General features: G+C 65.7%; 14 protein-coding genes. All 14 read right to left on the bottom strand.

Going from position 1 to position 20,328, the window contains the following annotated elements; genetic code table 11:
* Window positions 1-29: 29 nt before the first annotated feature.
* The 14 genes from THI_RS06295 to zwf all read right to left on the bottom strand — a co-directional run bounded on the left by THI_RS06295 (window position 30) and on the right by zwf (window position 20,285).
* Window positions 30-320, bottom strand: a complete 291-nt coding sequence (locus THI_RS06295; protein ID WP_013105404.1) for a nucleotidyltransferase family protein — start codon at window positions 318-320, stop codon at window positions 30-32.
* 9 nt (window positions 321-329) lie between these two features.
* Window positions 330-641, bottom strand: a complete 312-nt coding sequence (locus THI_RS06300; protein WP_050985918.1) for a tyrosine-type recombinase/integrase — start codon at window positions 639-641, stop codon at window positions 330-332.
* A gap of 91 nt (window positions 642-732) precedes the next feature.
* Entirely contained in the window at window positions 733-2,424 is a 1,692-nt protein-coding gene (locus tag THI_RS06305) for an IS1634-like element ISThsp7 family transposase (RefSeq protein ID WP_013104896.1), read from the bottom strand.
* A 58-nt stretch (window positions 2,425-2,482) separates the two neighbouring features.
* Window positions 2,483-3,310 (bottom strand): tyrosine-type recombinase/integrase, encoded by an 828-nt coding sequence (locus tag THI_RS06310; protein WP_013105405.1) that lies wholly within the window; start codon window positions 3,308-3,310, stop codon window positions 2,483-2,485.
* Between the two features lie 192 nt (window positions 3,311-3,502).
* Window positions 3,503-5,011, bottom strand: coding sequence for a phosphoglucose isomerase-related protein (locus THI_RS06315; protein ID WP_013105406.1), 1,509 nt, complete (start codon window positions 5,009-5,011; stop codon window positions 3,503-3,505).
* Between the two features lie 67 nt (window positions 5,012-5,078).
* Window positions 5,079-7,562: a glycogen/starch/alpha-glucan phosphorylase gene (locus THI_RS06320; protein ID WP_013105407.1), complete on the bottom strand. Its 2,484-nt coding sequence runs from the start codon at window positions 7,560-7,562 to the stop codon at window positions 5,079-5,081.
* The gene (gene glgA / locus THI_RS06325) at window positions 7,559-9,040 is read right to left on the bottom strand and encodes a glycogen synthase GlgA (protein WP_176140469.1); all 1,482 of its coding nucleotides are present in this window, start codon (window positions 9,038-9,040) and stop codon (window positions 7,559-7,561) included. The genes THI_RS06320 and glgA overlap by 4 nt, the downstream gene beginning before the upstream one ends.
* An 85-nt stretch (window positions 9,041-9,125) precedes the next feature.
* Window positions 9,126-10,454, bottom strand: coding sequence for a glucose-1-phosphate adenylyltransferase (glgC, locus tag THI_RS06330; protein WP_013105409.1), 1,329 nt, complete (start codon window positions 10,452-10,454; stop codon window positions 9,126-9,128).
* A gap of 50 nt (window positions 10,455-10,504) precedes the next feature.
* Window positions 10,505-12,136: an alpha-D-glucose phosphate-specific phosphoglucomutase gene (locus THI_RS06335; protein ID WP_013105410.1), complete on the bottom strand. Its 1,632-nt coding sequence runs from the start codon at window positions 12,134-12,136 to the stop codon at window positions 10,505-10,507.
* Window positions 12,137-12,138: 2 nt separating this feature from the next.
* Complete coding sequence (gene glgX, locus THI_RS06340; RefSeq protein WP_013105411.1) at window positions 12,139-14,328, bottom strand: glycogen debranching protein GlgX; 2,190 nt, start codon at window positions 14,326-14,328, stop codon at window positions 12,139-12,141.
* Between the two features lie 4 nt (window positions 14,329-14,332).
* Window positions 14,333-16,528 (bottom strand): 1,4-alpha-glucan branching protein GlgB, encoded by a 2,196-nt coding sequence (gene glgB, locus THI_RS06345; protein WP_013105412.1) that lies wholly within the window; start codon window positions 16,526-16,528, stop codon window positions 14,333-14,335.
* A gap of 14 nt (window positions 16,529-16,542) precedes the next feature.
* Window positions 16,543-18,057 (bottom strand): 4-alpha-glucanotransferase, encoded by a 1,515-nt coding sequence (malQ, locus tag THI_RS06350; RefSeq protein WP_013105413.1) that lies wholly within the window; start codon window positions 18,055-18,057, stop codon window positions 16,543-16,545.
* 44 nt (window positions 18,058-18,101) lie between these two features.
* Window positions 18,102-18,791, bottom strand: coding sequence for a 6-phosphogluconolactonase (gene pgl / locus THI_RS06355; RefSeq protein WP_013105414.1), 690 nt, complete (start codon window positions 18,789-18,791; stop codon window positions 18,102-18,104).
* 3 nt (window positions 18,792-18,794) lie between these two features.
* Entirely contained in the window at window positions 18,795-20,285 is a 1,491-nt protein-coding gene (zwf, locus tag THI_RS06360; RefSeq protein WP_176140467.1) for a glucose-6-phosphate dehydrogenase, read from the bottom strand.
* Window positions 20,286-20,328 lie beyond the last annotated feature (43 nt).

Consider the following 20,328-nt stretch of genomic DNA (forward strand, 5'->3'; position numbering starts at 1 on the left):
GTAGTCGGGAATGCGCAACTCGGCGCGTTTCATACCGCGCGGGCCTCTGCAAGCACTACGGCACGGAACTTCTCAGGGAGATCACCCGGGGTGAGGACATCAACAGGCACGCCCAGCAAGCGCTCCAGTTCGACCTGGATGGCCGCAACATCCATCAGTGACGTTTCCGCCGTGGGATCAACCAGCACATCCAGGTCACTGCGGTCGTCATCCTCGCCACGCACGACCGACCCGAAAACACGCGCGTTGCGGGCACGATGGGCCAGAACAATGCGGAGAATCTCGGCTCGATGGTTTTGCAGGGCTTGGGAGGGCTTCATGATCGCGCATTATCCCAGCTTCTTCGCCAGTTTCTCCGCCTCGATATGCGTGTAGCGCTTGAGCATGGCGAGTGACTTGTGACCGGTCATGCTGGCTACCTCCATGACGCCGAGGCCCAGCTCAAACAGTCTGCTTGTCGCCTCATGTCGCAGATCGTGAAACCGCAGATCGGACAAGAATGAGGGGTCGGGCTTCACGCCTTTCCCGGCGTAATTGGCTTCGTATTGGCGCCGCGCGCGTGCAAGGCACAGACGCCATGATCGCTCAAAACTTTGCGACGTTGCCCACCCGAACACGCGGCCGTCGATCCGACGCGGCAAGCTCTGCAGCGCCGCCGCCGCAGCACTCCCGAGTTCGACACCAACTGTCGTAAGTGCTTGATCTGTCTATGGCAGGTTGTTGAAATTGCCACTACAGCAGGGGCAGTTGGGTGTCTTGGGTGGGTTTTTTGATGTTGAGTGCGGCCAGGACATCGGCCTGGCGAGGTTGGATGGTGGAGATGCCGTGGATGGGGGCGCCGCTGTCGATGCGCACGGTGTGGCGCTGGATGCGGCGCAGGTCGGCCAGGGCGGTTTCTGGAGACAGTTCGCTGCTGGCGAGTTTGAGGCGCTGGCGCATGACGCGGTACAGGATCAGCGCGATGAAGCACAGGCTGGCGTGGGCCTTGATGCGCTCGGGCCGGCGGTGGAACACCGGGGCGATCTCGATCTCGGACTTGAGCACCTTGAAGCCACGCTCGATGTCGGCCAGCGACTTGTAGCGCCGCACCACCTCGGCCGGGCTCAGATCCTGGACATTGGTGACCAGCATCAGCTTGCCGTCCATGAGTTGCGCTCGCGCGAGTGCGGTTTCATCGATCGCATAGGTGAACAGATCGGACTGCAGGTCCACCTTGATGATGCGCGCCAGGCGGGCGTCGCTGACTTCGTGGAAGAAGCGGGCCTTGGCGCCGGAATCCGAGAGCTTGCGCCCGCGCTGGACTTTGCCTTCGTCCTGGGCGTCGAGCTTGCCGGCCAACTGATCGGCGCGTTGCTGCAAGGCATGGATGCGTGCAAGGCGCTCCTGGGTTTGCTCGGTCGCTCGCACGGGGCTGTGGACCACCACCAGGCGATGGCCTTGCCACTGCGCCTCTTCGACGATCTCCTGGTTGGCCTGGGCAGCACGCTCGCTCATGGGCTCGAGAAGATCGACAAACTCACCGTAGCGTCGCCCCGGCACCGCCAGGATGAACTCCAGCGGCCGATCTCCAGCCCCATGCAACTTGGACAACGCCTCGATGTTGTCAAGCGAAAGTAGCCCGCGGTCGGCCACCACCACCAGGCGCCTGATGTGCGGGTAGCGCGAGAGCACCTTCTTCAAGGTGGGCTCCAGGGTCGGCGCCTCGGCGGCGTTGCCGTCGAACACCTCGTGGAAGATCGGCATGCCGTCGGCTGTCTGCACCACGCCCAGCAGGAACTGCCGGGCGATCACGCCCTCCTTGGACAGGCCGAAGTGGCGTACATCACCGTCTTGCTGGCTGAGACCTTCGGCGCGGATGGTGGTCAGATCGTAAAAGACCACCGAGAGGTCTTCATCAATGAGCGGGCGCAGCAACTGGGCCACGCAGTCGTCGACGGCTTGCTGGTGGTCCATCAGGGCATCCATGCTGCGCAGCAAGTGCTGATGCGTCAGCTTGTCCACGTCGATGCCGGGCATGCTGACGGTCTGCAGCCAGCGCAGCACGCCCAGCTTGGAGTCTGGGTCGCACAGTCGGTTGAAGACCATCACACGGATCGCGTGCTCGACCGCAGTGGTGAACCGGGCGCGCCGGAAGATGGCGCCCAGGCCATGGAATCCGAGTTCGTGCCACAAGGCGTGCAGGGCCCAAACATCGCCCAACGTCAGCGCCGACTCGAAGCGCACCTGAGACGGATCACTGTCGCCCGAAGGCCGACCCTTGGCCCGCAGCAAGGCCCCCAGCAGGGCATCGAGCGGTCCGCCCTGTTCGTCCAGACGCCCGAGGGTTGCGATCGTGCGTTGCCGGGGTTGGCCATCCGCGTTGCGGAACGACTCCACCAGCCGAACGTAGCGGTGACCGCCCGAGGAGGAGATCTTGAGGAACATGCACCAAGTATAGCGCTGCGCACGCGCAGATGAACTACTTCACGGTAGTAAATTGGCACTACAAAGAAATCTGAAAACGCCCTTCTGAGCGCTTGCAAGTGATTGATTCATAGGACCCCGGCGATTGTTTGTGGCTGCGCAACGGCTTCGAACTGTCGAACTCAGGAGCACTGGACAGCGCCACCGTCCGGCTCTCGCCGTTCTTGGTGTCCACTAGATGCGCGGTGCGGCGGACGAGATCGATCCGCGACCATTCCAGCCCGAGCAACTCGCCCAGGCGCATGCTGGACTCGACGGCCAGGGTGATAGCCTGCCGCATGCCGGGCGCGCGGTCAGACCGTCCGGCATCTGCGGCAGCAAGCAACGCCTCAAGCTCACCGGGCTGCAAGCGCCGATCCCTTGCCTTGGGCAACGACGGCTTGCGTATCGACTTGACCGGGTTGCCAGAGGGCAGAGAGATGCTGAGTTCTTTTTCAACGAACGTGAACAGCCCGGACAGCGCGTTGAGATGGTGAATGACAGACTGCGCAGACAGGCCTTCGGCCAGCAGTTCATCACGCCAGGCCGCCACATCGGCGGCGCGGATGGCGGCAAGAAACATCGGGCCGAACCGCTCCGATGCAACGCGCATGTAGCGCGTCACGTCCGCGCGTGATGCCAGCGACTGCACAGGCCCGGCCACATACCGCTCCGCGACCTGCGTGAATGTGGTCTTGCCCGCGTCATCGCGTAGCACGGCGGCATTGCCGCGTTGAAGTTCGCGCTCGACCTCCCGCGCCCAGGCCTCCGCGTCGCTTTTCAGATCGAACGTGCGTGAAAGTGTCGGCATGCCGCGCCGCCGAATCTGCACCATCCAGCCTGCTTTCCGTTGCTCAAAGTACGCCATAACCGAACCCCCGATTCCCACTAGATTCCCACAAATGTCGGGAAAAATACTAGCAGATCAAGCATTCATGCGGGTTGCAGCGATTTTGTTTTCGGCCTTCTAAGCCGTAGGCCACTGGTTCGAATCCAGTCGGGCAGGCCACTTTTCAGACCGGATACTCAACTTGCTCGGGAGCAGCACACGTAGCTGCGTTCAGTTGCTGTGCGTGCGCAGGTAGTCGAGCGAGGCGGCGGTTTCTGGGCTGAGACCTTGGGCGTTTTGTGACAGCAGGGCGTTTTCGATCTTGGTGGCCAGGGTCTTGCCGAGTTCCACGCCCCATTGGTCGAAGGGGTTGATGCCGTAGAGCCAGCCTTCCACGACGGTGCGATGTTCATACAGGGCCAGCAGGGCGCCGAGGTGGTAGGCGCTCAAGCGCTCCATCCAGATGAAGGTGGACGGGCGGCCACCGGGGCAGGCGCGGTGATGCGCGGCGCGGGCGGCGGCTTCGGGCGACATGCCTTGGGCCATGAGTTCGGTTTGCCAGCTAGAGGCGTCTTTGCCGTTCCACAGCGCGTCGGCCTGGCCCAGCGCGTTGGCCAGCAGCGCCATGTGTTCGCGCAGGTGGCGGTGCCAGGGATGGGCTACGGCGACGATTTCGTGGAACACGGGAACGGCGGCCTGGTGCAGCAGTTGAAAATAGGTGTGCTGCACCGGGGTGCCCACGCCGCTGATGACCGCAGGGCCGCTGACGTGGACGGGCTGCATGCCGTCGGCGCTGGTGGATTTGCCCAGCGATTCCATCAGCAGTTGTTGCAGGTACAGCGGCATGCGCGAGAACGCATCGCCATACAGCCCGATGGAGAGCAGGGGCAGGCCAAAGCGCACGCGATAGGCGTGCGACAAGCCAGCCATCAGCCCCGGGGCGCTGCTTTCCAACGGGGTGCTGAGGAAGTGCTGGTCCATATCGTGCGCGCCGGCGTGAAGCTGGGTCACGGTTTCACGGCCGAAGGCGAGCAGCAACACCATGCCGTGGGCACTCCACAGCGAGAAGCGTCCGCCGATCTCGGGCAACGAGCGGAAGATCTGATTCGCAGGCAAGCCAAAGCGCTGCAGCGCCAGCTCAGCGTTGGCAGTGAGCGCGACCAGGCGTTGGCGGGCCTTGTCAGTGCCGATGCCGTCGCCCAGCCAGCGCAGGGCGATGTCGGCGTTGCGCATGACTTCCTGGGTGCGGAATGACTTGCTGTTGATGATGATCCAGCTGCGCTCGGGCTTGGCCGCCGCCAACGCGGCGTCGATGGTGGCGCCGTCGAGGTTGGCGACCCAGTGCACGCGGCAACGCGGCGTCTGCAGCACCGAGAGGGCGGTGTGCAGCGCGAGCATGGGGGTTTCAGAGCCGCCAGCCCCGAGATGAATGATGTCGAGCCCTTCCGCTCCGGCTTGTTCCACCCGTTGGTCTACCCAGTCGGCCATGCGGGTGAACTCGGCTTGCAGAAAGTCGGCGGCGGCCTGCGAGGGCGCATCAAACCCCTTGGCGCCCAGCCGGGACAGCACATGCCAGGCGGGACGGTTTTCGCTGCCGTTGAGTACCGTCTTGCTCACCAGGTCTTGCGCCTTGTTGGGCAGGGCGGCGAGGGTTTTGAGCGCGGTGGCGAGCGCCTGCTCGCCGTGGCGGGTGAACTCCAGCCGCAGGCCGGCGGTGTCGATGGTCTTGGGTGTGGGCATGAGGTTCGGCGGGCGGATTGAGTCGGACGAAAATCGATCGATGGACGCAGGGGTGAGCTGACGGGGCTTAGCTTAGCAAGGGCTTGGCGTGCCAGATCTGCTCGGCGTATTCGGCAATGGTGCGGTCGGAGGAGAACGGGCCCATGCCGGCCACATTGGTCAGCGCTTTTTTCGCCCACTCATCAGGCTTGCGGTAGAGCGCATCGACCTTGCTCTGCGTGGCGATATAGCTGGCGTAGTCGGCCAGCAGCATGTAGTGGTCGCCCCAGTTGACCAGCAGGTCGTAGATGCTCTGATAGCGATGCGGTTCTTCCGGACTGAAGCGGCCGTCGCGCAGGGTTTCGAGCACGCGCGCCAGCTCGGGGTTGGCGCCGACGATGGCGTTGGGCTGGTAGCCAGTCATGCGCAGATCGGTCACTTCGCCTGCGGTCAGGCCGAAGATGAAAATGTTGTCGGCGCCGACGTTCTCCTGGATTTCGACATTGGCACCGTCGAGCGTGCCGATGGTCAGCGCGCCGTTGAGCGCCAGTTTCATATTGCCGGTGCCCGAAGCCTCGGTACCCGCGGTGGAAATTTGCTCGGATAGGTCGGCCGCTGGAATGATGACTTCGGCCGCACTCACGCTGTAGTTGGGCACGAACACGACTTTGAGCAGATCGCCCACGCGGTCATCGTTGTTGATGGTTTTGGCGACATCGTTGATGAGCTGGATGATGAGCTTGGCCATGTGATAGGCCGAGGCCGCCTTGCCCGAAAAAATGACGACGCGCGGCACGGTGACGCTGCCCGGCTGTTCGAGGATGCACAGGTAGCGGGTTATGACGTGCAGCACATTGAGCAGCTGGCGCTTGTATTCATGGATGCGTTTGACCTGCACGTCGTACAGCGCATCGACCGGGATGGTCACGCCGTGATGGGTTTTCAGCCACGCGGCGAATCGCGCCTTGTTGCTGCGTTTGGCGCCCTGGAACTCTTTGACGAGGTCTGAGCTGCCCAGCAGCGGGCGCAGCTTGGCCAGTTCGGACAGGTCGCGCCGCCAGTGGGCGCCGATGGTTTTGTCGAGCAGCGCGGCCAGCGGCGGATTGGCCAGCGCCAGCCAGCGACGCTGGGTGATGCCGTTGGTCTTGTTGTTGAAGCGGGCGGGCCAGAGCTTGGCGAAGTCGGCAAAGATGGACTGCTGCATCAGTTCGGAGTGCAGCTTGGAGACGCCATTGACCGAATGGCTGGCGAGCACGGCAAGATAAGCCATGCGCACTGAACGCGTGCCCGATTCGTTGACCAGAGAGACGTGCCGCATGAGGTTCACATCGTGCCCGTGCTTCTGCGTCAGCCGGGTGAGGAAGTAGGCGTTGATGTCGAGAATGATCTGCAGGTGGCGGGGCAATACGCGGCCCAGCATGTCGATCGGCCAGGTTTCAAGCGCCTCCGACATCAGGGTGTGGTTGGTGTAGGAGAACACGCCCTGACAGATGCGCCAGGCATCGTTGAAGGGCAGGTGATGGACGTCGAGAAACAGGCGCATCAACTCCGGAATGGCGAGCACCGGGTGGGTGTCGTTGAGGTGGATGGACACCTTGTCGGCGAACTGGTCGAAGCCGGTATGCGTCTGCAGGTAGCGGCGCATCAAATCTTGCACGCTGGCGCTGCAGAAAAAGTATTCCTGATGCAGCCGCAGCTCGCGTCCGGCGTCGGTCGAGTCGTCGGGGTAGAGCACGCGTGAGACGTTTTCGGAATGGTTTTTCTGCTCGACCGCGCCGAAGTAGTCGCCGCGGTTGAAGGCGCCCAGATCGATCTCCTTGGTGGCCTTGGCGGACCACAGCCGCAGGGTGTTGGTCGTGGTGGTGTCGTAGCCGGGAATGATGGTGTCGTAGGCCATGGCCTCGACATCGTGGGTGTCCACCCAGCGGGCGCGGTCGCCCTCTTTGATCACATGACCGCCGAACTGCACGCGGTACACCACTTCGGGGCGGGGGAACTCCCAGGGATTGCCGTCGGTCAGCCAGTAGTCGGGCGTCTCCACCTGGCGGCCATCGACGATGGTCTGGCGGAACATGCCGTAGTCGTAGCGGATGCCGTAGCCGTAGCCGGGAATGCCCAGCGTGGCCATGCTGTCGAGAAAGCAGGCGGCCAGGCGGCCCAGACCGCCGTTGCCTAAAGCAGCGTCGGGCTCCAGATCGGCGATGGCGTTCATGTCCACACCCAGTTCGCGCAGCGCCTGGCGCAGCGGCTCGGTGATTTCCATGGCGAGCAGGGCATTGGTGAAGGCGCGGCCGATGAGAAATTCCATCGACAGGTAATAGACCTGCTTGGCGTCTTGTTCGTTGCGGGCGTGGGTGGTGTCGAACCAGCGTTCCACCATCAGGTCGCGCACGGCGTAAGACGCGGCGTGCAGCCAGTCGACCGGCTGCGCCGAACGCGGGTCTTTGCCGATCTGGAACATCAGCTTGTTGGAGATGGCGCGCTTGAGCGCCGCCACGTCGTGCGGCGGGGTGTCGTGGACGAAGGGAACGTTCGCGGCTTCGGGAATGGGCGGTTTAGGTTCGGGGGTCATGGGAGAGCGTGGGAAAAATTCGGGAGGGCAGCCTGGTAGACCACACGGTATTGTCGGGCCGCCTGCGTCCAGCTGAAGTCTTGATGCATGCCGGTTTGCCGCACCCGCGACCAGGCGCGCGGCTGGCGATAGAGGGCCAGCGCACGCCGCACCGCGTGGCGGTAATCCGCTTCGGAAAAGTTTGCAAAAACAATGCCCGTGGCCGTGCCGTCGTCGAGGGTGGCGAGATCGGCGTCGACCACGGTGTCGGCCAGACCGCCCACGGCGCGCACCAGCGGCAGGCTGCCGTAGAGCAGGCCGTACATCTGGGTGAGGCCGCAGGGCTCGAATCGGGACGGCACGAGGGTGATATCGCTGCCGGAAAAAATGCGGTGGGCAAAGGCTTCGTCGTAGCCAACGCGCAGGGCCACGCTGCCCGCATGACGCTGTGCCGCATGGCTGAAGGCCGTTTCCAGTTCGTGGTCGCCGCTACCCAAGACCAGCAACTGCCCGCCGCCTTCAACCAGGGTGTCGATGGCGGCGAGTACGAGGTTGAGGCCCTTCTGCTCGGTCAGGCGGCTGACCACGGTGAACAGGGGCGTGTCTTTGCTGAGAGTCAGACCGGTTTCTTCTTGCAAGGCGGCTTTGCAGCGCGACTTGCCCGCGAGACTTTCGGCGCTGTAGTGTCGCGGAATGTGGGCGTCGGTCGCGGGATTCCACACGGCCGCATCGACCGCGTTGAGAATGCCGCTGAGGTCGTTGCGCCGGGTGCGCAGCAGCCCATCGAGGCCGAAGCCCTGTTCGGGCGTCTGGATTTCGCGCGCATAGCTGGGGCTGACCGTGGTGATCTTGTCGGCGTAAAACAGACCGGCCTTCATGAACGAGACCTGGCCATGAAATTCCAGACCATCGACTTGAAACGCGGCGGAAGGCAGGCCGAGATCGCCCATCACGTCTGCCGGAAAAATGCCCTGGTAGGCCAGGTTGTGCACGGTATAGATACATGGCACCGGCTTGCCCGCGCTGAATTTCAGGCAGGCTGCCGTCAGGCCGGCATGCCAGTCGTGGCCGTGCACGAGGTGCGGCGCCCAGGCGGCGTCAAGGCCGCGCGCGAGCCGCGCTGCCGCCCAGCCCAGCGCGGCGAAACGCCGATGATTGTCGGCGTAGGGACGGCGCTGCGCGTCTTCGTAGGGATTGCCCGGGCGGTTGTATAGGCTGGGCGCGTCGAGCACATAGGCGTGTACCGGGCGGCCCTCGGCGCCTGGCACGGCGGGAAGCGTGCCGAACAGCACGCCGACGGTCTCGCCCCAGGGCAGGGCGAACTGGCCGATCGTTTCGCCGCTCGCCAGACCGGCGCGGATGGCGGGAAAACCGGGCAGCAGCACGCGCGTGTCGCAACCGGCCGTGGCCAGCGCCGCGGGCAGGGCGCCGGCGATATCGGCCAGGCCGCCGGTCTTGAGCAGGGGGAAGATTTCGGCACTGACCTGCAGCACGCGCAAGGCCACCCCGCCGCCGGGCCGCCCCAAGGCGGGGTGCGCCCCCTCGGGGGGCAGCGCAGGCGAAGCCGCAGCTTGGGGGCTAGGTTCAGTCATCGTCTTCCTCGTTCAGCTCGGTCTCGCCCAGCGCCCGCAGCATTTTTTTGGTCACCAGCACCACGCCATTGGGGGTCCGCTCGAAGCGTTTGGCGTCGAGCTCCGGGTCTTCGCCGATCACCATGCCCTCGGGCAGCACGCAGCCGCGGTCGAGTATCACTTTGTTCAGGCGGCAGGAGCGGTTGATGAGCACATCGGGCAACAGCACGCACTCGTTGATGGTGCAGAACGAGTGCACCCGCACATTGGAGAACAACACCGAGTTGCTGACCGAGGAGCCCGAGAGAATGCACCCGCCCGAGACCATCATGTTGATGGTCTTGCCGTGGCTGCCGTTGTGGTCTTGCACGAACTTGGCCGGAGGAAGCTGGCGCTGGCTGGTCCAGATCGGCCATTCGGTGTCGTAGAGGTTGAGCTCGGGGGTGACCGAGGCCAGATCGAGGTTGGCGGCCCAGAAGGCGTCGAGCGTGCCGACGTCGCGCCAGTAGGGCTGGCTTTGCTGCCCGCCCTGCACGCACGACATGGAAAAGGGATGCGCGTGCGCCAGGCCTGCGCGCACCGCTTTGGGGATGATGTCTTTGCCGAAGTCGTGCGAGGAGGCGGGGTCGGCCATGTCTTCGTCCAGCATGCGGTAGAGCGCGCTGGCGTTGAAGATGTAGATGCCCATGCTGGCCAGCGACATCTGTTCGTTGCCGGGCATGGCGGGGGGATCCGCGGGTTTTTCGATGAACTCGACGATCTTGCGGCTTGCGTCGATGGACATGACGCCGAAGGCGCTGGCCTCGCTGCGCGGCACTTCGATGCAGCCCACGGTGACCTGCGCGCCGCTGGTGGCGTGGTCTTGCAGCATGATGGAGTAGTCCATCTTGTAAACATGATCGCCGGCCAGAATCACCACATATTCGGGCTTGCTCGACTGGATGATGTCGATGTTCTGATAGACCGCATCTCCCGTGCCGCGGTACCAGTGTTCTTCGTCCACCCGTTGCTGCGCGGGGAGCAGATCGACCATTTCGTTGAGTTCGGCGCGCAAAAAGCTCCAGCCGCGCTGCAGGTGGCGCAGCAGCGAGTGCGATTTGTATTGGGTGATCACGCCGATGCGGCGGATGCCCGAATTGACGCAGTTGGACAGCGCGAAGTCGATGATGCGGAACTTGCCGCCGAAATACACCGCGGGCTTGGCGCGCTTGTCGGTGAGTTGCTTGAGCCGCGAGCCGCGCCCGCCGGCCAGCACCAGGGCGATGGAGCGGCGCACCAGCATGTGCGGCTGCATCTGGCGATCTTGCATGTTCATCGGGCTCAAGGGGCTGTTCTGATTCATGGCTGGTCTCCTGTGTGTTTTAGGGGTGAAGCTCGAAGGCAAACTGACTGTCAGGTCATCACGCTGGGGGTGTCCATGCCCGTCCAGTGGCGCACCCGGGCCACCTGCTCGGCCAGGGCGATGAGCGGGGCGAGCGCCTGTTGCGCGTGCAGGTCGTGGCGCGCGGGGTCGGGCTCGTGGTGCTCGAGGTAGATGCGCAACGTGGCGCCTTCGGTGCCCGTGCCCGAGAGGCGGAACACCACGCGCGAGCCGCTTTGCAGAATGATGCGCACGCCTTGTTTGCTGCTGACGCTGCCGTCGGTGGGGTCGGTGTAGGCGAAGTCGTCGGCCAGGGCCACGGGCTCGCCCGCGAGAACCTGGCCAGGAAGGCCGGGCAGGGCGGCGCGCAAGTCGCGCATCAGCGCGTCGGCCTGTTCGGTGGGGATGCCTTCGTAATCGTGGCGCGAATACACGCAGCGGCCATGCTCGGCCCATAGTTCGCGCACCAGTTGTTCCACCGACTTGCCGGTAACCGCGACGAGATTGAGCCAGAACAGCACGGCCCACAGGCCGTCCTTTTCGCGGATGTGATTCGAGCCGGTGCCATAGCTCTCTTCCCCGCAGAGGGTGACTTTGCCGGCATCGAGCAGGTTGCCGAAAAACTTCCAGCCGGTGGGGGTCTCGTAGCAGGCGATGCCCAGGGCTGCGGCGACGCGATCGACCGCGGTCGAGGTGGGCATGGAGCGCGCCACACCGGCCAGCCCGCTGGCATAGCCCGGAATGCGCTTGGCGTGCGCCGCCAGCACGGCGAGGCTGTCGGACGGAGAGACCACGAAGTTGCGGCCGACGATCATGTTGCGGTCGGCGTCGCCGTCGGTGGCGGCGCCCATATCGGGGGCGTCGGCCGCGGCCATGTGATTGATCAGGTCGGTGGCGTTGACCGGGTTGGGGTCGGGGTGCAGATCGCCGAAGTCTTCGCGCGGTTCGGCGTTGACCACGGTGCCCTTGGGTGCGCCGAGCTCGCCTTCGAGCAGGGCTTTGGCATAGGGACCGCCCACCGCCCACATGGTGTCCAGCCGCAGGCGGAAGCCGCGGGCGAACAGGGCGCGAATGGCGTCGAAATCGAACAGCTCGCGCTGCACCGCGCAATAGTCGGCCACCGGGTCGATGATCTCGATTTGCGTGCCCAGCAGGGTGTGGGTGCCGAGAGCGTCCAGCGGCAGGTCGGGGCTGTCCACCGTGCGGATTTCATACACCTCGCGCGAACGCAGGTAGATGGCTTCTGTGACCGACTCGGGCGCGGGGCCGCCGTTGGCGATGTTGTATTTGATGCCGAAGTCGCCTTGCGGCCCGCCGGGGTTGTGGCTGGCCGACAGCACGATGCCGCCGCTGGCCGCCCGGCGGCGAATGACCGCGCTCATCGCCGGGGTGGACAGCAATCCTCCTTGCCCCACCAGCACCCGCGCGTAGCCCTGCGCCGCCGCCATGCGCAGGATGGTCTGGATGGCGATGCGGTTGTAGTAGCGCCCGTCGCCGCCCACGACCAGGGTCTTGCCGCTGGCGTCCCCCAGCACGTTGAACAAGGCCTGCACAAAGTTTTCGAGATAGCCGGGTTGCTGGAACACGCTGACTTTTTTGCGCAGCCCTGACGTGCCGGGGCGCTGGCCTTCGAAGGGCGTGGCAGGGCGGGTGACGAGTTTCATGCTCAAAGGTCTCCTGGGGTGTGCGGCGCGGCGCCCTCCAGCGTGGCGATCCACAGGCTGGTGGGCGGCAGCGTTTGCTGAGATTGCAGCCGCTGGGCTTTGTCCTGAGCCTCATTGTCGCCGGGCAAAGCGACAAAACCATTGTCTGTGGACAGTCTAAGCAGCCACGCCCCCGGCCTGAGGGTGAAAGCGGCTTCTTGTCCCTCGGCATTGATCAGAATCAGAACCTGCTGCGGGGCCACGCCCTGCAAAGGTGTCTTTGCAGCACACAACAGCACCATGAGCGCGCCGTGGTCGTCGAGCGTCCAGTCGGCCTGTTCCATCGGGTGGCCGTCGGCCCGGTACCACACCGCGCCGGGCTGGGATGCGGTGGCCACCGGGGCCCACCAGGCGTGGTTTTGCAGCAGCGGGAGGCTGCGCCGCAAGGCCAGCGCGCCGCGCACGAAGTCGAGCAGAGACGCATCGGCCTGCGCCCAGTCGATCCAGGAGATCGGATTGTCCTGGCAGTAAGCGTTGTTGTTGCCGCGCTGGGTGTGGCCGAGTTCGTCGCCCGCCAGCAGCATGGGCGTACCGAGTGCGAGCAGCAGCACCGCCAGCAGGGCGCGGCTTTGCCGGGCGCGGGCGGCGAGGATGTCGGCCGATTGCGTGGGCCCTTCGACGCCGTTGTTGATGCTGAGGTTGTGGCCGTGGCCGTCGCGGTTGTCTTCGCCGTTGGCCTGGTTGTGGCGGTGGGCGTAGCTGACCAGATCGCGCAGGGTGAAGCCGTCGTGCGCGGTGATGAAGTTCACGCTGCTGTGCGCCCCGCGCAGTGCGGGGTTGAACACATCGCTCGACCCCGCCAGCCGGGTGGCGAACTCGCCCGGCGCGTTTTGATGCTGCAGCCAGAAGCCGCGCTGGGTGTCGCGGAAGCGGTCGTTCCACTCCAGCCAGCCGGGCGGAAAGCCGCCCAGGCGGTAACCACCCAGCCCCAGATCCCAGGGCTCGGCGACGAGCAGGCAGTTGCACAGCAGCGGGTCTTGCGCCACCGCGCTGAGAAAAGCGCCGTCGGGCTGGAAGTCGTATTGCACCCGCGCCGTGCCGCGCGCCAGGGTGCTGGCCAGATCGAAGCGAAAGCCGTCCACGCCAAACTCGCTCACCCAGCGGCGCAGGCTGTCCAGGGCCACGCGCAGCACCAGAGGCTCGTTGAGGTTGACACTGTTGCCGCAGCCCGTCCAGTCGAGCGTGCGCTCGGGCTCTTGCGGGTTGCGGTGGTAGTAGAGCGCGTTGTCGATGCTGCGCATCGACAGGGTGGGGCCGCTGTGCGGGTCGAGCTCGGCGGTGTGGTTGTAGACCACGTCGAGAATCACCTCCAGCCCGGCGGCGTGCAGGGCTTCGACCAGGGCGCGGAATTCGCTGCGCGGCGTGCTGCCCTCGGCGCCGCTCCACAGCCGGGTTTCGGGCGCGGCCCAGGCAATGGGGGTGTAGCCCCAGTAATTGCTCAGGCCCATCTGCAGCAGCCGGGCTTCGTCGGCGCGAAAGGCGATGGGCAGCAGGCTGACCGTGGTGACGCCCAGTGCCTTGAGGTAGGCGAGGCTGGCCGGATGCGCCAGCCCGGCGTAGCTGCCGCGCAGGGCGGGGGGCACGTCGGGGTGCTGCGCGGTGAAACCCTTGACGTGCAATTCGTAAATCACCCGCTGCGCCGGGTCGATGACGGGGCGGGGCTGGGCCAAAGGGGGCAAGTCGGCGACCACGCGGGCCTTGAGTGCGGTGGCGGCGTTGTCGCGCGGGTCGGGACGGTCGGGGTGGGCCGGATCGTGGCCGAGGTGCACGTCGCTGCCGTCGTAGCGGCCGACGACTTCGCGGGCGCAAGGGTCGAGCAGCAGCTTGGCTGGGTTGAAGCGGTGGCCTTCTTTGGGCGACCAGGGGCCGTGCACCCGCCAGCCGTAGATCAGCCCTTCGACGCCGCCGGATTCTGCGGCCAGTACGCCTTGCCAGATGCCATCATGCAACGTGGGCATGGGCAGGCGGGCGACTTCGGTCTGCCCGTCCGGGGCGAACAGGCACAGCTCCACCGCCTGCGCATGCGGTGCCGCCAAGGCGAAGTGCACGCCGTCGGACTGCAGTTGCGCGCCCAGGGTCGCAACCCGTGCGGCTTGCAGCCCGAGGGGGGGCGATTTGACGGGGTGTTTTGCCCGGCGGCGTTGCGCGCTCATGGCATCAGGCGGCGGGCCGCAGAATGACGCAAGCCAGCGGCGGCAGGGTGAGTTGCAGCGAGAACGGGCGGCCATGCGAGGGCTGGGCCTCGGCTTCGCGCAGGGCCAGCGACAGGCCGGAGCCGTCGTACACGGCATCGTCGGTATTGATCAGCGCCTCCCAGCGCCCGCCTTGCGGCACGCCGATGCGGTAGTCGTGACGCGGGGTGGGGGTGAAGTTGCACAGCACGACGAAGCGGCTGCCCTCGCTGGCACCGCGCTCGTAGGCCAGCACCGATTGCGAAGCGTCGTCATAGGTGATCCAGGCGAAGCCGCCCGGGTGATGGTCGAGCTGATGCAGCGCCGGGTGGGCGCGGTAGGTGAGGTTGAGGTCGCGCACCAGACGTTGCACGCCCTGGTTGGGCGCGTGCAGCAGCGCGTCCCAGTCGAGGCTGTAGTCGGACTGCCATTCCGAAGCCTGCGCGAATTCGTCGCCCATGAACAGCAGCTTCTTGCCAGGATGACTGAACATATAGCCGAGATAGGCGCGCAGGTTGGCGAACTGTTGCCAGCGGTCGCCGGGCATCTTGGCGAGCAGCGAGCCTTTGCCATGCACCACTTCGTCGTGCGAGAGCGGCAGCACGAAGTTCTCGTCATAGGCGTACATCATGCTGAAGGTCAGCTCGTTGTGGTGGTACTTGCGGTGCACCGGGTCTCGGCGGATGTAGCTCAGGCTGTCGTGCATCCAGCCCATATTCCACTTGTAGTGAAAGCCCAGGCCGCCGCTTTGCAGGTCGTCGCTCGGCGGGCGGCTGACGCCGGGAAAGGCGGTGGACTCTTCCGCGAGGGTTATGGCGCCCGGCCGCTGCACGCCGACGGTGTGGTTCATGCGGCGCAGAAAGTCGATGGCTTCGAGGTTCTCACGTCCGCCGAACTTGTTGGGCACCCACTGACCGGCCGGGCGGCTGTAGTCGCGGTAGAGCATGGAGGCTACGGCGTCCACGCGCAGGCCGTCGATGTTGAAGCGCTCCAGCCAGTACAGGGCGTTGGCCACCAGATAGTTGCGTACTTCGGTGCGGCCGAAGTTGTAGATCAGGGTGTTCCAGTCGTGGTGGAAGCCCTCTTTCGGGTCGGCGTATTCGTACAGATGTGTGCCGTCGAAGTTGGCCAGGCCATGCGGGTCGGATGGAAAGTGTGCCGGCACCCAGTCGAGAATCACGCCCAGTCCGGCTTCGTGCGCGGCATCGACCAAAAACTGAAAGTCTTCGGGCGTGCCGAAGCGCGCGGTGGGCGCATACAGGCTGATGGGCTGATAGCCCCAGGAGCCGTCGAAGGGATGTTCGCTGACCGGCAGCAGCTCCAGATGGGTGAAGCCCAGGTCGCGGGCATAGGGCACCAGGGTTTCGGCCAGTTCGCGGTAGCTCAGCCAGCGCCAGCCCTCCACCTTGCGCCACGAGCCCAGATGCACCTCGTAAATGCTGATGGGTGCCTCGAAGCCATTGGCCTGCGCCATGCCGGGGCGGATGGGGTGCAGGGGCGGCAGGCCCTGCACGATGCTGGCGGTGTTGGGTCGCAGTTCGGCGCGGAAGGCCATCGGATCGGCCTTTTGCAGCAGTTCGCCGTGCTGGGTGAGGATCTCGAATTTGTAAAGCGCGCCCTGGCTCACGCCGGGGAGGAAGATTTCCCACACGCCGCATTCGCGCCGCAGCCGCATGGGGTGGCGGCGGCCGTCCCAGCCGTTGAAATCGCCGATCACCGAAACGCGCCGCGCGTTGGGCGCCCACACCGCAAAGCGTGTGCCAGCCACGCCGAGCATCTCGCCCGGATGCGCGCCCAGACATTCGTAGGGACGCAGATGGGTGCCTTCGGCCAGCAGCCAGGCGTCGGTCTCGCCCAGCACTTGCGGAAAGCGGTAGGGGTCTTCGAGGTCGGTCACCCAGTTCGGATCGCCCGGCTGCAAGGGCGGCCAGGTCACCCGCAGCACATAGTCGAAGGGCTTGCGGCGGTGGCCCATGCGGGCGCTGAATACCGCGGTCTCGTGCTGCCGCTCCAGCGCGGCGACCGATTCGCCGCTGGTGCGCTCGATCACCTCCACGCCCAGCGCGCCGGGCAGTACGGCATTCACCCACAGCGTGGCGCCGCGCAAATGCATGCCGAGCACGCCAAAAGGGTCGGCGTGGTGGCCTGCGGCGAGGTCGGCGATGTCGTGTTCGGTCAGCATGGCGAGGTTCCAGTTCAGGCGGGGAGACGGTTGTAGAGCTGGCCGAAACGCAGCAGGCCAGCTGCATGCCCCGGTTGTACCTGATCCCAGGTGAAGCGCCAGGTCCAGTTGCCTTGCGCCGTGCCCGGTGTGTTCATGCGCTGCGTGCCATCCAGACGCAGCACGTCCTGCAAGGCGAACAGGGCGATGTCGGCCACGCTGGCGCTGGCGGCGCGGATCAGCGTCCAGGCGATGTCGCCGCCGTCGCAGGCGAGGTATTCGCGCAGATGGTGGCGCACCGCTTCAGGCGCAGTCGCCCACCAGCCCTGCGAGGTGTCGTTGTCGTGGGTGCCGGGATAGACCACGGTGTCGTGGGTGTAGTTGTGCGGCAGGTAGGCGTTGTCGCCGCCATCGTTCTGCCCCCAGGCGAAGTGCAGGATGCGCATGCCGGGAAAGCCGAAGCGCTGGCGCAGGGCGGTGACTTCGGGGGTGATGACGCCCAGATCTTCGGCAATGATGGGCAGGGGCCCGAGCGCTTTGGACACCGCCTCGAACAGCGCCACGCCCGGCGTCTGCACCCAGCGGCCGCCGATGGCCGTGGGCTCGTCGGCGGGGATTTCCCAGCAGCTCTCGAAACCGCGGAAATGATCGACGCGCACCCAGTCCACCAGCTCGAAGGTGGCGCGCAGCCGCGCGATCCACCAGGCAAACCCTTCGGCCTCGTGCGCCGCCCAGCGGTAATGCGGGTTGCCCCAGCGCTGGCCGGTGGCGGAAAAATAGTCGGGCGGCACCCCGGCCACAACGGTGGGGTTGCCGCTGGCGTCGAGCTGGAACAGGTCGGGCCGGGCCCATACATCGGCGCTGTTGAGCGAAATGAAAATCGGCATGTCGCCCATCAGCCGCACGCCTTTGTCGTGGGCGTAGGCGCGCAGCGCGGCCCATTGGCGGAAAAAGCACCATTGGGCGAAGGTCCAGAAGGCGACGCGCTCGGCGTGCCGCGCCCGTGCTTGCTGCAGCGCTTCGGGCTGACGTTGCGCCAGCGCGGCGTCCCAGGTGTTCCACAAGCGCTCGCCGTAGTGCTCGGACAGCGCCATGAACAACGCGTAGTCGTTGAGCCAGACGGCGTGCTTGGTTTGGAAGGCGGCCAGGTCGGCGCGCTCCTGCGGCGTGGCGGTCGTCTCGAACCGCGCTGCGGCCCGGCGCAGACGTTCCATGCGATACGGGATGACGCGGTCGAACTGCACGCGCTCGTCCGACAGTCCCTCTTGCGCGACGAGATCGTCGGCTTCCAGCCAGCCGCGCCGGTGCAGCTCGGTGAGGTCGATCAGCAGCACATTGCCGGCGAAGGCCGAACTGCTCATATAGGGCGAGCCGCCCAGGCCGATGCCGCCCAGCGGCAGGAATTGCCAGACCGATTGTCCGGCGGCATGCAGCCAGTCGATGAAGTGGTAGGCCGCGGGCCCGAGATCGCCGCTGCCGTGCGGGCTGGGCAGACTGGTGAGGTGCAGCAGCACGCCGCTGGAGCGGGGAAAACGGGGGGTGGGCGTCATGAGTCAGGGGGACAGAATCAAGGCAGACGGAATCAGGGCGCCCATCAGGCAAACCAATAGGCGTCGAACGGTGTTTTGGACTGCTGGATGAGGTAGCCAATGGGCAGATGCGGAGTGGGCGGCGGTTCGCTGGCGCGTGCATAGACGGCGCGTTTGGTCTCGCCCGAAATCGACAGCAATAGCCGACCCGCGCCGAGCAGCGCGGCCAGGCTCAGGCTGATGCGCGTGTGCGCGGCGTGCGGCGGCGTCACGGCCAAGTAGGGCAGGGCATAGTCTGGGCTAAGCCCGAGGGGCAGTTCGGCAGCGCCGGGAAACAGCGAGGCGGTATGGCCGTCATCGCCCATGCCCAGCAGCGCAGCGGTGAGGGGTTGCGCGAGAGCGCGGAATTGCGCGTTGGCACGGTCCACGCATCCGGCCAGATCGGACGCATCATCGACCAGGGGCAGGAACTGGGCCTGCGCGGCGGCGCCCGTCAGCAAATGGGCGCGCACCAGGGCGGCGTTGCTGTCGGCGTGGTCGGGCGGCACCAGCCGCTCATCGACCAGAGTGAGGGTGACGCGCGGCCAGTCGATCGGCGCCCGCGCCAGCGCCTGAAACAAGGCAATGGGCGAGCGCCCGCCGGAGACCGCCAGCACGGCCCGTCCTTGCTGGGCGATGTCCTGCGCCAGCGCGTCGGCCAGGGTGCGCACCAATCGGTCGATTTGCTCCTGCGGGGTGGTGCAGAGGTGCAGCATCACTCACAGTTCCTCATGCCATGAAGCGCCATCGCGCGAGAGCAGGGCGCTGGAGGCGGCCGGCCCCCAGGTGCCTGCGGTGTAGGTCTTGGGCGCCTCGCCATTACGCTCCCAGCAGTCCAGAATGGGCTCCACCCAGCGCCAGGCGGCGGTGAGTTCGTCGCGGCGCATGAACAGCCCCAGCTGGCCGCGGATCACGTCGAGCAGCAGCCGCTCATAGGCATCGGCGCGGCGTTTTTGCGCGGTGGACTCGAAGTCCAGATCGAGCTGGGTGGGGTGCAGCCGCATGCCGTCGCCGGGTTCCTTGGCGAGAAAATGCAGGCTGATGCTCTCATCGGGCTGCAGCCGGATGACTAGGCGATTGGCCCCCTGCAGCCCGACCGGGCCGCCAAACAGCGACAGCGGCACCGCCCGGAAGTTGATGACAATTTCCGCCAACCGTTCCTGCAGCCGCTTGCCGGTGCGCAAAAAGAAGGGCACCCCGGCCCAGCGCCAGTTGACGACCTCGGCCTTGATCGCCACGAAGGTTTCGGTGCGGCTGGCCGGATCGATGTCGGGCTCTTGCAGATAGCCCGCCACGGGTTTGCCGTCGATGGCGCCGGCGCGGTATTGTCCGCGTACCGTCCGGGTGGCCACGTCGGATTCGGTGAAGGGCTTGAGCGCCTGCAGCACCTTGAGCTTCTCGTCGCGAATGGCATCGGCCTGCAAACTGGCCGGCGGCTCCATGGCCACCATGCACAGCAGTTGCAGCAAGTGGTTCTGCACCATGTCGCGCAGCGCGCCGGTTTTGTCGTAAAACTCGCCGCGCCCCTCCACCCCCAGGTCTTCGGCGATGGTGATCTGCACGTTGTCCACCCACTCGCGGCGCCACAGCGGCTCGAACAGCACGTTGCCAAAGCGCATGGCCATGAGGTTTTGCACCGACTCCTTGCCCAGATAGTGGTCGATGCGGTAGAGCTGGCTCTCGGCAAAAGACTGAGCTACCGCCGCGTTGATGGCGTCGGAAGAGTCCAGATCGTGGCCCAGGGGTTTCTCCAGCACCACGCGCACGTCGGGATGATTGAGCCCGACGCGGGCGAGTTGCGCGCAGATGCCGGCAAACAGGGACGGCGCGGTGGCGAGGTAGCAGACCGTGACCCGTTCGCCGCCTCTGCCCAGCAGTTCGGCCAGGGCGTCGAAATCGGCCGGGTGAGCGGCGTCGAGCTTGAGGTAGGTGACGCGGGCGGCGAAGGCCGTCCAGACCGGGGAGCTGAAATCCGCCTTGAGGTGCGGGCCCGATTGGGTGCGCACCTGCGCCAGATAGTCATCCAGCGTCAGCGCGCCCCGGCCGAGGGCGACGATGCGCCCGGCCGGATGCAAGGTGCCGGATTGGTGCGCCTGATACAGCGCGGGCAGCAGCTTGCGCATGGCCAGATCGCCAGTGCCACCGAACAACACCATGTCGAAAGAGGGAGTAGCGCCCATATTGTGTTCTGTCGGTGTCGAAGTGGCCATGAGAAAAATCCAGATTCAGTGTAGGGAGAAGCGCGGCCGACAT

It is taken from the genome of Thiomonas arsenitoxydans (genome assembly GCF_000253115.1).
In the GTDB taxonomy this organism is placed as follows: domain Bacteria; phylum Pseudomonadota; class Gammaproteobacteria; order Burkholderiales; family Burkholderiaceae_C; genus Thiomonas; species Thiomonas arsenitoxydans.

What these genes read in the sequence shown, in the direction of transcription:
- THI_RS06295 (WP_013105404.1), bottom strand. Translation starts at nt 320, where the DNA reads ATGAAGCCCTCCCAAGCCCTGCAAAACCATCGAGCCGAGATTCTCCGC.
- THI_RS06305 (WP_013104896.1), bottom strand. Translation starts at nt 2,424, where the DNA reads ATGTTCCTCAAGATCTCCTCCTCGGGCGGTCACCGCTACGTTCGGCTG.
- THI_RS06310 (WP_013105405.1), bottom strand. Translation starts at nt 3,310, where the DNA reads ATGGCGTACTTTGAGCAACGGAAAGCAGGCTGGATGGTGCAGATTCGG.
- THI_RS06315 (WP_013105406.1), bottom strand. Translation starts at nt 5,011, where the DNA reads ATGCCCACACCCAAGACCATCGACACCGCCGGCCTGCGGCTGGAGTTC.
- THI_RS06320 (WP_013105407.1), bottom strand. Translation starts at nt 7,562, where the DNA reads ATGACCCCCGAACCTAAACCGCCCATTCCCGAAGCCGCGAACGTTCCC.
- glgC (WP_013105409.1), bottom strand. Translation starts at nt 10,454, where the DNA reads ATGAATCAGAACAGCCCCTTGAGCCCGATGAACATGCAAGATCGCCAG.
- THI_RS06335 (WP_013105410.1), bottom strand. Translation starts at nt 12,136, where the DNA reads ATGAAACTCGTCACCCGCCCTGCCACGCCCTTCGAAGGCCAGCGCCCC.
- glgX (WP_013105411.1), bottom strand. Translation starts at nt 14,328, where the DNA reads ATGAGCGCGCAACGCCGCCGGGCAAAACACCCCGTCAAATCGCCCCCC.
- glgB (WP_013105412.1), bottom strand. Translation starts at nt 16,528, where the DNA reads ATGCTGACCGAACACGACATCGCCGACCTCGCCGCAGGCCACCACGCC.
- malQ (WP_013105413.1), bottom strand. Translation starts at nt 18,057, where the DNA reads ATGACGCCCACCCCCCGTTTTCCCCGCTCCAGCGGCGTGCTGCTGCAC.
- pgl (WP_013105414.1), bottom strand. Translation starts at nt 18,791, where the DNA reads ATGCTGCACCTCTGCACCACCCCGCAGGAGCAAATCGACCGATTGGTG.
- zwf (WP_176140467.1), bottom strand. Translation starts at nt 20,285, where the DNA reads ATGGCCACTTCGACACCGACAGAACACAATATGGGCGCTACTCCCTCT.